The organism is Psychrobacter sp. AOP5-GZ1-6 (assembly GCF_052376345.1).
Taxonomy (GTDB): domain Bacteria; phylum Pseudomonadota; class Gammaproteobacteria; order Pseudomonadales; family Moraxellaceae; genus Psychrobacter.
In genome coordinates this window covers 21,155-37,727 of sequence record NZ_JBQSVP010000023.1, presented here as the reverse complement: position 1 = coordinate 37,727, position 16,573 = coordinate 21,155, and the positions used below count along the sequence as shown (strand labels likewise).

12 protein-coding genes are annotated in these 16,573 nt (G+C 41.6%); 9 read left to right on the top strand and 3 right to left on the bottom strand.

Translation table 11 applies throughout. The annotated features are described in order from the left end of the window. The first annotated feature begins 1,101 nt into the window (after positions 1-1,101). The 4 genes from thrS to rnr all read left to right on the top strand — a co-directional run bounded on the left by thrS (position 1,102) and on the right by rnr (position 7,567). Entirely contained in the window at positions 1,102-3,036 is a 1,935-nt protein-coding gene (thrS, locus tag ACT3RN_RS05175) for a threonine--tRNA ligase (protein WP_442061884.1), read from the top strand. Positions 3,037-3,059: 23 nt separating this feature from the next. Further along, complete coding sequence (gene infC / locus ACT3RN_RS05170) at positions 3,060-3,563, top strand: translation initiation factor IF-3 (RefSeq protein ID WP_192519594.1); 504 nt, start codon at positions 3,060-3,062, stop codon at positions 3,561-3,563. A gap of 338 nt (positions 3,564-3,901) precedes the next feature. Next, positions 3,902-5,146, top strand: coding sequence for a toxic anion resistance protein (locus ACT3RN_RS05165; protein ID WP_192519593.1), 1,245 nt, complete (start codon positions 3,902-3,904; stop codon positions 5,144-5,146). Between the two features lie 141 nt (positions 5,147-5,287). Continuing rightward, positions 5,288-7,567: a ribonuclease R gene (gene rnr / locus ACT3RN_RS05160; RefSeq protein WP_442061881.1), complete on the top strand. Its 2,280-nt coding sequence runs from the start codon at positions 5,288-5,290 to the stop codon at positions 7,565-7,567. A gap of 104 nt (positions 7,568-7,671) precedes the next feature. On the opposite strand, the gene ACT3RN_RS05155 is transcribed toward rnr, so the two are convergent. The 3 genes from ACT3RN_RS05155 to hisA all read right to left on the bottom strand — a co-directional run bounded on the left by ACT3RN_RS05155 (position 7,672) and on the right by hisA (position 10,605). Continuing rightward, complete coding sequence (locus tag ACT3RN_RS05155) at positions 7,672-7,986, bottom strand: hypothetical protein (protein WP_192519591.1); 315 nt, start codon at positions 7,984-7,986, stop codon at positions 7,672-7,674. A 78-nt stretch (positions 7,987-8,064) separates the two neighbouring features. Next, positions 8,065-9,756, bottom strand: a complete 1,692-nt coding sequence (locus ACT3RN_RS05150; RefSeq protein WP_442061878.1) for a mechanosensitive ion channel domain-containing protein — start codon at positions 9,754-9,756, stop codon at positions 8,065-8,067. A 111-nt stretch (positions 9,757-9,867) separates the two neighbouring features. Continuing rightward, complete coding sequence (hisA, locus tag ACT3RN_RS05145) at positions 9,868-10,605, bottom strand: 1-(5-phosphoribosyl)-5-[(5-phosphoribosylamino)methylideneamino]imidazole-4-carboxamide isomerase (protein ID WP_442061875.1); 738 nt, start codon at positions 10,603-10,605, stop codon at positions 9,868-9,870. Positions 10,606-11,706: 1,101 nt separating this feature from the next. Between hisA and ACT3RN_RS05140 the strand changes: the two genes are divergently transcribed. The 5 genes from ACT3RN_RS05140 to nqrE are packed head-to-tail and all read left to right on the top strand — an operon-like array spanning position 11,707 to position 16,464. Next, positions 11,707-13,059: a Na(+)-translocating NADH-quinone reductase subunit A gene (locus ACT3RN_RS05140; protein WP_442061873.1), complete on the top strand. Its 1,353-nt coding sequence runs from the start codon at positions 11,707-11,709 to the stop codon at positions 13,057-13,059. Between the two features lie 5 nt (positions 13,060-13,064). Further along, the gene (locus ACT3RN_RS05135) at positions 13,065-14,300 is read left to right on the top strand and encodes an NADH:ubiquinone reductase (Na(+)-transporting) subunit B (protein ID WP_442061870.1); all 1,236 of its coding nucleotides are present in this window, start codon (positions 13,065-13,067) and stop codon (positions 14,298-14,300) included. After that, positions 14,281-15,183, top strand: coding sequence for a Na(+)-translocating NADH-quinone reductase subunit C (locus tag ACT3RN_RS05130; protein WP_192519586.1), 903 nt, complete (start codon positions 14,281-14,283; stop codon positions 15,181-15,183). The genes ACT3RN_RS05135 and ACT3RN_RS05130 overlap by 20 nt, the downstream gene beginning before the upstream one ends. A 1-nt stretch (position 15,184) precedes the next feature. Next, on the top strand, positions 15,185-15,856 hold the full coding sequence (locus ACT3RN_RS05125) for an NADH:ubiquinone reductase (Na(+)-transporting) subunit D (protein ID WP_192519585.1): 672 nt from the start codon (positions 15,185-15,187) through the stop codon (positions 15,854-15,856). Then, positions 15,856-16,464 carry an NADH:ubiquinone reductase (Na(+)-transporting) subunit E gene (gene nqrE, locus ACT3RN_RS05120; RefSeq protein WP_011281361.1) on the top strand — a complete coding sequence of 203 codons (609 nt, stop codon included), beginning with the start codon at positions 15,856-15,858 and terminating at the stop codon, positions 16,462-16,464. The genes ACT3RN_RS05125 and nqrE overlap by 1 nt, the downstream gene beginning before the upstream one ends. Positions 16,465-16,573 lie beyond the last annotated feature (109 nt).

Sequence of the window (16,573 nt, the reverse complement as noted above, 5' to 3'; positions counted from 1 at the left end):
TAAATGATAATTTTTATAGTTAGAATTAACTCCCGAAAAGAAGTCAAAACCAACTTTATTTTTTAGCATTCTATATCAGCAAAAATCCACACAAGTTGTTCTTTAGTTGTGCTTTTAAATAGTGTCTCTTCACTGTCGTCCAGTTAAAGAGTTATATATCTAATAACTAAGCAATGTGCTTATCGTTATTAGCGAGCCGACTATCATATCATAACGATTTGGTTTGTCAAGCTTTTTTTATAATTTGTTTCTCAAGGTTCGCTGCGTTGTTACTATGTAATTCACCCTAGTAATGCTTGGCTCGTCCTGATGAGGTGCGTATTATAGAGAGTTTCTGACGGGTGTCAACTGCTTTTTGACAAGTTTTTTAATTAATTTCAACAAACATAAAATAGACTAGTATTTTCAATATGTTAGCGAAAAAACTTTTTAGGACGGCGCTGCGACTTAAACCATCATCACTTCATTAGTTATATAGTGGTAGCAAAATTGGCGTTATCTATTACCTATTGATATCTGCTTAATAAATACTTATATAGTCAATCCGATATGAACATGATGCAGCGAGATAAGACGTTATTTTTCATATAGTTAGCTGAATGTAAAACTGTTATGGATTTAAACGCGCCACTGGTATAAATTTTACTTGCGTGCTGCGTTCCCAGAGGCTGCGCAACATTCATCCCAGTAGCGCTATGACATTTTTAGAGTGTATCGACTATAGCATCGGTAATTAGGTAACTTTGAAGCATCAAGTGCTGCATCGATACTTAACAAGTGCTGCATCGATACTTAAACAGTCACCGTGCTGACATCGCTTGTTATAATACTTTTGTCACTTTGTATCTATATTCTCCAACCTAGTGTTGCTAGGCAGTGTTTGCTATAATAGTGGCTTTTATGACACTACCTTGTAATGCTAAAGTGAGCCTTTAGATAAAGTGGCCAAAAGCATGCTATTAATATCGTCTCAACTTAGTATTTTGGGTGGTACTTTTCTTAACATATCACAGCAGTTAGATATAATTGATGCGGTCTTACGGTTATATGATTGATGGTTGCAATCATCACTGCCAACGGATCCAAAAAGGTGAATAGATTATGGTAGCGATTACTTTACCAGATGGTAGCGTAAAAAACTTTGAAGGCAATACCACCGTCATGGAAGTGGCGCAGAGTATTGGTGCAGGACTTGCCAAAGCGACGGTCGCTGGGCGCGTTGATGGTCAATTAGTCGATGCACACGATCCGATCACCCATGATGCCAAAGTTGAAATCGTGACGCCAAAAGACGCTGACGGTGTCGATATCATTCGCCACTCCTGCGCCCACTTGTTAGGTCATGCAGTAAAACAGCTCTACCCAGAGGTAAAAATGGTCATCGGACCGGTCATCGAAGATGGTTTTTATTACGACATCTATAGCGAGACGCCGTTTACCCCTGAGCATATGGAAGCCATCGAAAAACGCATGATGCAACTGATCAAACAAGATTATGATGTCATCAAAAAAATGACACCGCGCGATGAAGTGATCAAGATATTTGAAGAGCGCGGTGAGGACTATAAGCTTAAATTAATCAACGATATGCCGGGTGAAGAAGCCTTTGGTCTGTACCATCATCAAGAGTACGTCGATATGTGCCGTGGCCCGCACGTACCAAACACGCGCTTCTTAAAAGTATTTAAACTGACCAAAATGTCGGGTGCATACTGGCGCGGTGATGCCAAAAACGAGCAGCTGCAACGTATCTATGGTACAGCGTGGGCTGATAAAAAAGACCTAAAGGCCTATATCCAGCGTATTGAAGAAGCAGAAAAACGCGACCACCGTAAAATTGGTAAAGCGTTAAACCTGTTTCACATGCAAGAGCAAGCACCAGGCATGGTATTTTGGCATGCGAATGGTTGGACCATTTACCAAGTGCTTGAACAATATATGCGTAAAGTACAGCATGATAATGGCTATGAAGAAATTAAAACACCACAAATCGTGGATCGTAGCTTGTGGGAACGTTCTGGTCATTGGGGTAACTATGCAACCAATATGTTTACGACTTCGAGTGAAAACCGTGATTATGCCGTAAAACCTATGAACTGCCCTTGCCATGTGCAAGTATTTAACCAAGGCCTGAAATCTTACCGTGATTTGCCTTTACGTATGGCAGAATTTGGTTCTTGTCATCGTAACGAGCCATCAGGTTCATTACATGGTCTAATGCGTGTTCGTGGCTTTACGCAAGATGATGCGCATATTTTTTGTACCCAAGCGCAAATTCAACAAGAAGTTGCTGACTTTATTAAGCTCACGCTTGCTGTCTATGAAGACTTTGGTTTTGATCACATCATCATGAAGCTTTCAACCCGTCCTGAAAAACGTGTCGGTAGTGATGAATCATGGGATTTTGCTGAAAAAGCGTTGGCCGACGCGCTAGATAGTTCAGGCCTTGACTGGGACTATCTACCCGGTGAAGGTGCCTTCTATGGCCCAAAAATTGAATTCAGTCTAAAAGACTCGTTAGGTCGTATATGGCAATGCGGTACTATTCAAGTTGATCCAAACATGCCTGAGCGCCTTGATGCTGAATTTGTAAATGAGCAGAATGAACGCGAAGTACCTGTCATGCTACACCGTGCGATATTGGGTTCGTTCGAGCGTTTCATCGGCATATTGATTGAAAACTATGCCGGTTGGATGCCCGTATGGCTAGCACCACAACAAATTGTAGTCATGAATATCACAGATAAACAGGCCGATGCTTGTGAAAATGTAGTCAGTGAACTAAAAAATGCAGGTTTACGTGCTATTAGTGACTTGCGTAACGAAAAGATTGGATTTAAGATACGAGAGAAAACATTAGAACGTATTCCCTATATGCTAGTATTAGGGGATAAAGAAGTCGAATCGGGCAGTGTCAACGTCCGTACGCGTGAAGGTGAGAATCTTGGCGTAATGAGTATTTCTAAATTTATTACATTAGTACAGACAGCTGTCGCTGAAAAAGGCCGACAGACCCCAAAAACAGATGAGGAGTAATACCTATTAAACAGTCGAACCGTTTGAACATCAACGAAGATATCAATGTCAAAGAAGTCCGTCTCGTCAAAGAAGACGGCGAACAAATGGGCGTGGTCGATATCGAAACCGCGATGAAAGCGGCACGTGAAGACAATCTAGATTTGGTCGAATTGGTTCCAGATGCCAAGCCGCCTGTGTGTAAAATCATGGATTATAAGCATTTCCTCTATGATCAGAAGCAAAAGGCGAAAGAAGCTAAAAAGAACCAAAAGCAAACTCAGCTGAAAGAAATGAAACTGCGTCCTAGTACTGAAGAAGCTGATTATCAGGTCAAACTGAAAAAAATCTTCAGCTTTTTAGAAAACCAAGACAAAGTTAAAATCAGTATTCGTTTTCGTGGCCGTGAAATGGCGCACCAAGAGATTGGTCGTAAGCAGCTAGATCGTATTATCGAAGACACTGCTGAGATTGCTAACGTTGAGCAGTATCCTAAGATGGAAGGTCGTCAAATGGGTATGCTGCTTGGACCAACTAAGAAAAAATAATCTGTTTTGTAGATTGTTTTAGTGGTGGCTGTTAGTCGATGTAGATACTTATAATCTCAACCATCAATATGCTGCGGGATATTGATGGTTTTTTAATATTTAAGCCTGTTAATAGCCATTTTTTAATATAATAAGTCGACGCCACTTTACAAAACCTATCTTCTCAACTCGTTCATTACCCGTTAATCTAAAGCTCTGCTGCACCGCATTTATACTATTCTAATAAGAATAACCGAGTGCATAAGAATATCCATTTACTATCAATGTTTTTTACGGTTACCGCTTTATATAGCTATTGACCAAAAACACTGTCCCTTTTAGATATTACAGGAAACTTCATGCAAGAATTGACCCCACCAGAAAACGCAAAAACTCCAAGTATTTCTTTAACTGCACCTGAACCTGTGAAAGAGATACAAAAAAGTGAAGCAGATCAGATGGTCAAGTTGGATGAAAGCCAGATTCCGGAGCTCGATGCCAAAGTTGATGCTTTTGTAGACCATGTACTTACTAACTCTGTGCACAGCGATGAGTTTCGACAAAACGTGCAATCTATTCACAATTTAGGTACCAAAGAGATTCGAGAGTCAGCACAAGTCTCTAACCGTATGTTAGATTTGCCGGCAAAAAGTCTCAATGATAGCTTGTTTGATAACTCCCCTATCGCTAACTCACTAACGGAACTGCGCGGGATTGTCGAAGACTTAGATCCTAGCAAAAAAGAGCTGACCAGTTCACGTAAGCTGTTTGGTCTCATTCCGTTCGGTAATAAAGTACAAGACTACTTCCGCCAATATGAATCCGCACAGTCTCATATCAATGCCGTTGTTACCAGTCTCTATAATGGTAAAGATGAATTGCTCAAAGACAATGCAATGATTGAACAAGAAAAAGTCAATATGTGGGAGCTGATGCAATCTATTCGTCAGTATGTCTACGTTGGCAAAAAGATTGATGAGCAGCTAGAGCAAAAAGTCTATGCGATAGAAGCGACTGATCCTGAGAAAGCTCGTATTATTAAAGAAGAAATGTTGTTTTATGTCCGTCAAAAAAATACAGATTTTTTGACCCAGCTGGCCGTTAATGTACAAGGGTATTTAGCGCTTGATACCATTCGTCGCAATAACTTAGAGCTGATTAAGGGTGTCGATCGCGCAACCACGACAACGGTATCAGCATTACGCACGGCTGTCGTCGTAGCTCAAGCGATGACCAATCAAAAACTGGTACTCGATCAAATCACTGCGTTGAATAAAACGACCAGTAGCTTGATTGAATCAACCTCAGCAATGCTCAAACGCCAGTCAGGTGAAATCCATGAGCAAGCGACCAGCAGCAGCATTGAACTTGATAAGTTGCAAAATGCTTTTAACAATGTCTATGACACGATGGATATGATTAGCAACTATAAAATCGAAGCACTAGAGAATATGAAACAAACGGTCAATACCTTGACTAGCGAAGTTGATAAAGCACAAAAATACCTTGATAAATCTAATCAAACCACTGTGCTAGAAGTATCAAAAGAAATAAACAGTAAAAAGATAACCGATAAATCAAACACGGTTGATATCGATCTTTGATTTATCCAAACTGCTGTTGCCTCATAGAGGTAATGGCTCCTTGCTAATGAATACACATACAACAATTGACGCAAGATATTACAACGTCGTTCGTGTTAAGATAGCCCTTATTAATAATTTTAAAAATAGATACGGTAATTTATGAGTTGGAATGACCCAAACGCCTCAAGTGAGGCAAAAAGATATGACAACCCCATCCCTAGTCGTGAACTAATACTTAGTACGATTACTGAGCACGGCGAAGTCACTCATCAACAGTTAGCAAAAGCCTTTAATATTGATGATACCGATCAGTTTGATGCTTTGGGTAATCGTCTCAAAGCTATGGCACGTGATGGACAGGTAAACCGTGAAGGTCGTCCTTATCGCTATCGTACAGTGACTCAGCAAGATGTCGTCACTGGCACCGTGTCTGCTCATCCTAAAGGATTTGGCTTTGTACTTTTAAGTGATATGCCAGATTTGTTTTTGCATGAAAAACAAATGCGTTGGGTATTTAATGGTGACACTGTCGAAGCCGTCGGTACATCAACGGACAACCGTGGGCGTACTGAAGGGCGTATTGTTGATATCGTGGAACGTCGCCAAAACAACTTTATTGGTACACTTGCCCGTGATGATGATGGCTACTGCGTTGAGCTTGGTAGTCCAAATAATCATCAGCCAATCACGGTTACTGATGACAATGTTCAGGCATTTAACGCTAAGCAAGGCGCACCTGTTAAAGTTGACATCATTGACTGGCCAAACCAACATGAGTTTGCCACCGGTAAAATCACTGAAGTATTGTCTGACGACAATGACCGCGAATTGATTATTGAGACTACCCTGCTCAACTACGACATTCCATCAGATTTCAGTGAAGCTGCTCTGAAGCAAGCTAATGACTATCAAGAGCCAACTGAAAAAGACATAAAAGACCGCACAGATTTACGTCATCTACCGCTTGTCACTATTGACGGTGAAGATGCGCGTGACTTTGATGATGCTGTATTCGCTGAAAAGCGTTCTGGTGGTAATTACCGTGTCGTGGTTGCGATTGCTGATGTCAGCTATTATGTGACGCCGAACTCACCACTTGATCAAGATGCCTATGAGCGTGGTACGTCAGTATACTTCCCGCATCGCGTGATTCCGATGCTACCTGAGGTGCTATCTAACGGTCTATGTTCACTGAACCCTGATCTTGATCGCTTATGTATGGTTGCTGATATCAAAATATCACGTGCAGGCAAGGTCACAGGATATGAGTTCTATCCATCAGTCATGCACTCACAAGCACGTTTGACTTATAATCAAGTAAATGACTACTTCGTAAATCCGACTGATAAACGTTTGCCTAAATCATTAACGGGCAACAAAGACGTTAAAAAATCTATCGATACGCTACATCAGCTGTATGAGCTGTTGCTTAAAAAACGTGAAGATCGCCATGCAATGGAGTTTGAGACCGTTGAGACGTATATAAAATTCAACGAAAAAGGTGGTATTGCAGATATTTTACCGCGTACTCGTGGTGATTCTCAAAAGCTGATCGAAGAATGCATGTTGTTGGCCAATACCTGTGCGGCAAATTTTGCACTCAAGCATGAATTGCCTGTGTTATACCGTAATCATGATAAGCCTGACAGTGAAAAGTCAATGCGTATTCATGAATATGCAAAAAACTTTGGATTACCATTCCCAGAAGAGAGTCCAACTCAAGCAGATTATCAGCGGATTATTGAAGCAACCAAAGACAGACCTGATGCAATTAGCATACACAGCATGCTATTGCGTTCAATGATGCAAGCCAACTATGCACCTGACAATATTGGTCACTTTGGTTTGGCTTATGACGAATATAGCCACTTTACCTCTCCTATTCGCCGTTATCCAGATTTAATGCTGCATCGTGCGATTAAAGCTAAAGTCACCAACAGCAAACAGCCTGTTATGGACTTCTCTCTCGAAGGCGCTGGTACACAAACTTCAGATACTGAACGTCGTGCCGAAAAAGCATCTCGCTATGTAGAGTCTTGGCTCAAATGTCATTACATGAAAGACCATGTTGGCGAAGAGTTTGAAGGAGTAGTCACTACGGTTACTAGCTTCGGTCTATTTGTAACATTGACTGACTTATATATTGATGGTTTGGTGCACATATCAAACGTCGGTGACGATTTCTTTGTTTATGATGAACAGCAGCAACAGCTGATTGGTAAGGATAAAGGCACGCTATTTGGACTTGGCGATTCGGTGAAAGTACAAGTTGCTGGAGTCAACATGGACCTGTTGCAGATTGATTTTGATCTAAAAGAAAAACTGCAGTCTAGTGCTATGAACCAGACCAAAAAACAGCCTGCTAAAAAGGAGCAGCCTAAGAAAAGCCCTGCAAAAAGAAGTAGCAGCCGCAGCAAAGGTGGCAATAAGAAAGGCTAATCTGAATAAAGACTTGAATAATAAAAAAGGCTAACGATGACGTTAGCCTTTTTTTGTGCTGCGCTATTTATATAATTACTTTTTATTTACGCAGTGCAGATTAGTTACTGTGCAACGCTATCCATATTTTCTAAATTTTTCTGTTCGGTTTGCTGAGCTTGATTTATCTGAGACGTAGCACTATCGAGGATAGCTTTAGGCTGCTCAGCCAAAGGTTGGCTAGTGATATCTTCTGAGCTACTTGCCGTGCTGTCTGTAGCAGAACTGTCTATGTTGGTATTGGTATCATTATTCCCAACGGTAACGCTACTAACAACAACTTCTCTATTTTTCTCATGCTGTTTGCTATTAATAAGATTAAAGCCAAATAGTCCAACGATACCAATCAACGCGAATATAATCAAATGTTTAATTTGCATAAAAATGTTCCATATTTTAATAGTCAGATATATGTTTTGTTGCATTTTTTATGCCTAGTTTTCGCTGGCTGTTACAAACTACTCTTGCGGGCTCTCACTATTCAATAAATCCGTCTCATCTGAATTCTCAGAAATCTCTTGTTCAACCTTTTCCATTAGCTTGTCATCAGGGCTCGTATCTAACACCTCATCAGCACGGCGACCTTGCAAAATAATTTTGGCACGTGCCTTTGCTAGCTTTTTATCTTTACTATCAATGCCATTTTGTTCATTTTTGCCTATATCTGCCGCCTCAGGAATGGTTGAAGTAGTACTCTTATCAGACACACCAATACTTTCATGGCTATCTTGCATGTGTGCAAAAGCTTGCTCTAACTTATGATTAAATCGCAACTGATAAATAGGCTCTGGCAAGCTAAAACCATTATCTTCAAGCGCATGCTTGGTTTCACGTATGGCAATACTACGAGCTTTGGAAAAGTCAGATTCCAATTGATTTACCCAGACTTGAAACTGCAAAATGATATTAGAATCACCCACTTCTTTAATAACTGCAGTAACTTTTGGATTATCCAGTGCAAAACCTAACTGACATATTGCATCGGTCCCTACCTTGATGGCGGCAAGAGGGTCGTCATTGGCATCAACGCCCAATTCAAAGGTAAAGCGACGTTCAGGGTTTTTGGTGTAATTGAGGATAGTACCTTTGAAAACTTCTGAATTAGGGATACGCAATTGATTTCCATCTAAAGTCATCAATATCGTCGCGCGCGAAGTTAAGCGTACCACAATACCCTCTTGATTGTTAATCAAGACATAGTCACGTGCACGAAATGGCTGGCGAATACTTAGCATTAAGGAAGCAATATAGTTTTCAATAGTGTCTTTGACCGCAAAACCAACTGCGATACCAATAACACCAGCGCCACCCAACAGTGTACTTAAAATGGTTTCGGCACCTATCAAGCTCAGCGCTAAAATCAAACCAATAATAATAAAGATGATTTTAATAGTTTGAGAGAGTAACTCAGCTACAAATGGGTTGGGGGTTAGACGTTGCCACATTTTTTGACGATTGGACAACCAACTACCAAACCAAGTCACCAAGCTAAATAAAACAATACCCACCAATAATAAAGGTAAGGCTTTGACTACATTTTTCGTTTGTGATTTGAGACTTTGGTAAACGGTGGATACGTTGTCTTGTACATCAAGCGTTCGAGTAATTCTATCTTCAACAGTAACCACATCGGTTAAACGATTGGTTAAACTGATGGCTTGTTGCGCTTTTTTCTCATTCGGTGTTTCACCAGTTAACGTAACCACTCCTTGGGTAACGCTAACATTGACTGCTTGCAACCCCTCAATTTCTGAAAATATCCCACTGATACGTTGCCGAATATCATTGTCTTTTTGCGGCGCAGGTGTGGTTTCAATTTGAGCATCATTCGTACTTTCATTACTGATAACGGGCGATGACTCAACTGGTGCCGGCGTAGTCGCCAAAGTAACGCTGTCTAGCCCATTATTTGAATCACTTTCAGTTAACTGATTGTTTGCTGTAGCAGGCGTTGACTCACTATTGTTTGCGTCACTGTCAGAAGCATCCACTTCTTCAGTCCCTTCGGGCACCGTAGCAGCATCATCCACACTGATGGTTTCAGCGGCATGAATAGGGAGGCACAAACTAATGATGCTTAATAGCAACAGCATCTGACCCCAGACTTTGAGGCAACTGCGTATTTTTTGATGGTCAGAACAAACCGCCATAAGCACCCTTTGCTGTTTTACTGATTTTTTACTAAAACACGCCCTCAAATCAAGCCAAAGTCCTCTAAATAGCAATAAAAATGAGGACATATCTAAAGTCTTTACTTTTTATTAGCTATCGAGATAAGCCTGCGCCGCACTTAAATCTAGCGTTCCTTCATAAATAGCACGTCCAGTGATAATACCTTCAATACAGTCACCATACGGCTTTAACAGTTCGATGTCTTTTAAATCAGTCACACCACCAGAAGCAATCACCGGTAAGCCGCCTTCGCGCGCCAAGTTAACCGTTTGCTCTACATTGACGCCTTGCATCATGCCATCACGGGCAATATCAGTATAGACGATTGAAGATACACCTACATCCGCAAAACGCTTAGCGAGTTCAGTCGCCTTGGTATCAGTAACGTTTGCCCAACCATGGGTAGCAACCATACCATCTTTAGCATCGATGCCAACGATGACATGTCCAGCAAATTCGCGGCAAGCTTCCGCAACGAAATCAGGATCTTCAACAGCTTTCGTACCGATAATGATATACGTCAGACCTGCGGTAATATATTGCTCAATGGTGTTCATATTACGCACACCACCACCTAATTGAATAGGTAGGTTTGGATACGCTTTCGTAATATCGTTCACCACTTGTCTATGCACTGGTACACCATCAAATGCGCCATTTAAATCAACCAAATGTAACCGGCGTGCACCTTCATCTACCCAGCGTGCGGCCATGGCGACTGGATCATCAGAGAACACCGTATCATCTTCCATACGACCTTGTTTTAAACGTACACATTTACCATCTTTTAAATCAACAGCCGGGATAATGACAGGCACAGCACACATATAACATTCCTTATAAAACACAATATTAGATAAATGTAAAAAATCACTCTTAAAAATTTGAGCATATTGAATATACAACACACTTTAAGCCATAATAGAAAAATACCGTTGAAAAAGCGATTTAAAATTTGAACGGATTCATACAAACCAACAACGAAACAAAAATTCGTTGAAATATCATATAAGTAATGACAAAGGCTAAAAGCTATAACTATAAGTTTTAGTAGATTCAATCACTGGAAACATTAGGTAAATTCAATTACTGACTGGCAATTTTAGGTCAATTTAGCGTATAATCCTAGGTAAATTTTTATTTGTTTCTATGTGATAGTAACCATACGCCACGCTTTACATTAAGTCATCCGTGACTAAGAAAGAAGCGTGACGGTCAGGATGAGTCGAGTAATAACTGAACATATCGGCACGATATCGATCAATACATTACTAAGAAGGGTTATATTAGAAATTTCAACTAGTGGCCGTTAAACCGTCTACTCTGCAATACTAAACTCTAATTAGATATCTTTCCTAACGTCTTTTACCCTGTTTCTATCACTGGTTAACGATTTAGAACTGTCATTACTGACTATATAGCAATGAATAATAAGTAAAGCTTGCTTATTCATTTCTGAGTCAGTTTGTTTTTCAGCCAGTTTATCATCTATCTAAATAGATCTTTGTTTGGCTACAGTCTTATCGAACGAGTATCGACTTACATGATACTTAATCTGTAAGAGTGGAGTGGTCAGTCATTCTGGTGTTACAAGTTTTAATTTTCAATGAAACGTATGATAGAGCTATTGATTTAAAGTAATCATTTTAGCGATTTATTTTGATCAATGGTTTTTGCATACACCTTGGTAGCCAGTCGCCACTTTGGTAATTCGAATAAGACATTAACGTGTTGTTAAGGAGTCTAAGGTCAGCGTTAATACTCTTACTAGTAGTTATGATCATGCATTATTTTTAAATCACTCTATCACTATCCTACTATAGGAATAACTGACTGAGTGCTTTATTGAATGACGCAGTTGTTCATGCTGCCGATATACCAAACAGGAAGTCTGGTATCGTTTTAGACTATGGACTAAGTTTTCGCTTATGATTACCATCAAAAAAGGTTTGGATTTGCCCATCACCGGTGAACCCTCCCGCGAGATATCTGAGCATAAGCCGACACACGTTGCTGTTATTGGCTACGACTATGTCGGTATGAAGCCCACGATGAATGTCAAAGAAGGTGACACCGTAGCAAAAGGTCAGCCCGTTTTTGAAGATAAAAAACGAGCTGGTGTTATCTATACTGCCCCTGCTGCTGGTAAAGTCATCGCGATCAACCGCGGTGAACGTCGTGTGTTTGAGAGCCTTGTAATTGCGGTCGACCCAAACGGTGAAGAAGTAGAATTTGAGCAGTATGACTCCCAACAGCTTGCAGACCTAGACTCTGAAGTCGTTGAGACCCAACTGCTTGCCTCTGGTGAATGGACTGCGTTTCGCACGCGTCCTTATAGCCGTACTCCAGAAATCGGTGCCCGTCCGCATGCTATTTTTGTCACTGCAATGGATACCAATCCATTAGCATTTGACCCAATGCTGCTCATTAGTGAACAGCTACAAGCATTCAATGATGGACTTGCCGTACTCTCTACACTCAGCCCTAAGACCTTTGTATGCCATAACGGTGATACCCAGCTGACGCCAGTTGCGAAAACCGCAGCTAATAATGTCACTGAGTATCATGGCTTTGCTGGTAAACATCCAGCTGGTTTAGCGGGTACGCACATTCATTTCTTACACCCTATCATGCGTGGCGTAAGTGTTTGGACGATTGGATATCAAGATGTGATTGCGATTGGTAAACTGTTTACCACAGGTCGTTTGTATACACCTCGTATGGTTAGTCTAGCTGGTCCTGCGGCTACCAATCCACACCTCGTTGTCACTGAGCGTGGCGCTGATATTACTGCATTAACCAAAGGTCAGTTGGCTGCTGGGGAAAACCGTATTATCTCAGGTTCAGTACTATCTGGTCGTAAGCTATTTAGCAATATCGCTTATCTTGGCCGCTTTCATAACCAAATCAGTGCATTAGCTGAAGGCCACGAACGTCCTGCATTCCACTTCTTTACACCAGGTAAAAATCGCTTCTCTAAGTTGCCTATCTATATTTCGCAGTTTTTTGGTGGCAAAAAGTATAACTTTACCACCACGAGTAACGGCTCACCGCGGGCCATGGTACCAATCGGTGTTTTTGAAGAGGTTATGCCACAGGATTATCTGCCAACGCAACTATTACGCGCACTGATTGTCGAAGATATCGTCAGCGCAGTAGATTTAGGCGCACTAGAATTGGACGAAGAAGATTTAGCATTATGCACCTTCGTATCTCCTGGCAAATATGAATTCGGCGATATTTTGCGTGATAACTTAACGCGCATTGAGCTGGAGGGCTAACCACGATGAAATTTTTACACAATATGTTCGATCGTATGGAGCCGTCTTTTACCAAGGGTGGCAAACACGAAAAATACTATGCCATCTTTGAGATGTTTGATACTTTTTTACGTCAACCAAGCTCAACCACATATACATCATCACATGTGCGTGACGGTATTGACCTAAAGCGTATTATGATTACCGTATGGCTATGTACCTTCCCAACCATGTTTTGGGGTATGTACAATATCGGTCATCAAGCACTAACCGCTATCGCTCAGCTTGGCTTACAGCCTGAAGGCTGGCGTACTGTCATCACTAGCATGGCAGGCTATAACCCAGACAGTATTTGGGCAAGCTTTGTCTATGGAGCAATGCAGTTCTTACCCATCTATATAGTTACTTTTGCCGTGGGTATTCTCTGTGAGATTATCTTTGCTGTCGTGCGCGGGCATGAAGTCAACGAAGGTTTCTTTGTAACGTCGGTATTATTTGCGCTATGTTTACCACCAGATATTCCATTATGGCAAGTTGCTCTAGGTATCACCTTTGGTGTAGTCGTGGCAAAAGAAGTATTCGGTGGTACAGGTAAAAACTTCCTTAACCCAGCCCTATCGGGCCGTGCATTCTTATACTTTGCATATCCAGCCTATATGTCTGGTGACTCTATATGGACAGCGGTTGATGGCTTTTCAGGAGCTACTCCTCTTGGTCTTGCAGCACTTGGTGTGGTCCCTCAGGACTTCGTCGATGCCTATGGAAACGCCATCACGTGGAGTGATGCATTCTTAGGTAACATGCAAGGTAGTATCGGTGAAGTATCAACATTAGCAATCTTGATAGGTGCAGCAGTTCTACTATGGACGCGTATCGCCTCATGGCGCATCATGGCAGGTTGTGTGGTCGGCCTTGTTGCCACTTCGCTGGTCTTCAACATGGTTGGCTCTAAAGACAACATGATGATGAACTTACCGTTTTACTGGCACTTAGTCATTGGTGGTTTCGCCTTTGGTGCCGTATTTATGGCAACTGATCCTGTATCAGCAGCACATACCAATAAAGGTCGTTGGGCTTATGGTATCTTGATTGGGTTTATGACGGTGTTGATTCGTGTCATTAACCCAGCTTTCCCAGAAGGTATTATGCTGGCTATTCTATTCGCCAACTTATTTGCGCCATTGTTTGATTACTTTGTGACCCAAGCAAACATCAAACGCCAAACAGCTCGGAGGGTTCGTTATGTCCAAGCCCAAAAGTAACAATGCAAAAACCATCAGTGTGGCATTAACGCTATGCTTGGTGTGCTCGGTATTGGTTTCAGCAGTTGCCGTTGGCCTAAAGCCAGCGCAACTCGAAAATGCACGTTTAGACCGAAACAAAAATATTTTGGTCGCCGCTGATATGTATGATGCTGAGTCTGATACACCAGATGATGTGGCTGAACGATTTAAAGATTTTGATGTTGAAGTTATTGACCTAAACGAAGGTAACTATGTCGATGATGCAACGCTAGCAGCAGCTGGCATTCCTGATCGTAATGCTTATGATGCAAGTCAAGCTACCAAAAACCAAGCTCTAAGTGAAGACTTAGGTAACAACGATCCTGCTGGTATTGGTCGTAAACCTAAATACGCCAAAGTCTATGTGAAAAAAGACGATGCAGGTCAACCTGAAGTAGTCGTACTACCTATTCAAGGCTACGGACTATGGGGTACTATCTATGGTTTCTTAACGCTTGAAAGCGATATGAATACCATTAAAGGTATCAGTTTCTATGAGCATAAAGAAACTCCAGGACTAGGCGCTCGTATCGAAGAGCCAGAGTGGCGCGCTAAGTGGAGCGGTATCGAGTCTTATGACGAAAACGGTGACGTCGCTACTGGTGTGACCAAAGCCGGTAATCCAAAAGATAACTGGGTTGATGGTATCAGTGGTGCAACACTGACTAGCCGCGGCGTCAGTAACATGATTCAGTTTTGGTTAGGCGAGCAAGGCTATAAGCCTTATCTAGACATGCTACGTGAAGAGAGTGGCCAAACTATTGATGAGGCAGATACACAAGCCAATCAATCAAAATCGTCAGCTCAACCTAAAACCGAATTGGCAGCCAAGCTACCAGTAGCAAACGGCAAGGAGGCATAACATGGCTGATACTAAAAGTATTTTAACCACGCCTATTTTTGATAATAACCCCATCGGCCTACAGATCCTTGGTATCTGTTCGGCACTGGCAGTCACAACAAGCATGGCAAATGCCATGGTTATGTGTGTGGCATTAACACTTGTAACTGCGTTTTCGAGTTTCTTTATCTCGATTATTCGTAAGCAGATCCCATCAAGTATTCGTATTATTGTCCAGATGACCATCATTGCCTCATTGGTTATCTTGGTCGATCAGGTGTTAAAAGCAGTCGCTTATGATGTCAGTAAAGGCTTGTCCGTTTTCGTTGGTTTGATTATCACCAACTGTATCGTAATGGGCCGTGCCGAAGCATTTGCGATGAGCAATCCACCAATACCAAGCTTTTTAGATGGTATTGGTAATGGTCTCGGCTATTCTGCAGTCTTATTATTTGTCGCGACTATTCGTGAGCTACTAGGCGCAGGAACTTGGTTCGGTATCACTATTTTACAACCAGTGACTGACGGCGGTTGGTACATACCAAACGGCCTACTATTATTACCACCGTCAGCATTCTTTATTATTGCTTTGTTCATTGTCATTGTCCGTATTTGGAAGCCTGAACAGGTAGAAGAAGCTGAGTTTGTAATGAAGCCGCAGTCTAAAGGCATGGCACATGGAGGCGGTCACTAATGGGACATTATGTTAGTTTATTTATAACCTCAGTCTTTATTGAGAATATGGCGCTTGCCTACTTCTTAGGTATGTGTACTTTCTTGGCAGTATCAAAGAAGGTATCAACTGCTATTGGTCTTGGGGTCGCCGTTGTTGTCGTAATGGCAATTACCGTTCCGCTAAACAACTTACTATTCCAGTTCATTCTAAAAGATGGTGCGCTGGCATGGGCAGGTTTCCCTGACATCGACTTGAGCTTTTTAGGTTTGCTCAGCTACATCGGTCTTATTGCTGCTACTGTACAGATTCTAGAGATGTTCTTGGATAAGTTCGTTCCTAGTCTGTACAACGCCCTCGGTGTTTTCTTACCACTCATCACTGTAAACTGTGCCATCTTAGGTGGTGTATTGTTTATGGTTGAGCGTGACTATAACTTCGGCGAATCTGTCGTTTATGGTGTGGGTGCAGGCTTCGGTTGGGCATTAGCCATTACCGCATTGGCTGGTATCCGTGAGAAGTTGAAATACTCAGACATTCCAGCACCGCTGCGTGGTCTTGGTATTACCTTTATCACAGTTGGTCTGATGTCACTTGGCTTTATGTCTTTCGGCGGTATGTCAATTTAGACGACTAAGCTTAAACACTTATTTAGCGATTTGACCTATTTAATTCATTTATTCGGTAGGGGCTCAGAAAAACGTCATCACGTCTTTTCGCTCCCCTACTCCATAGATT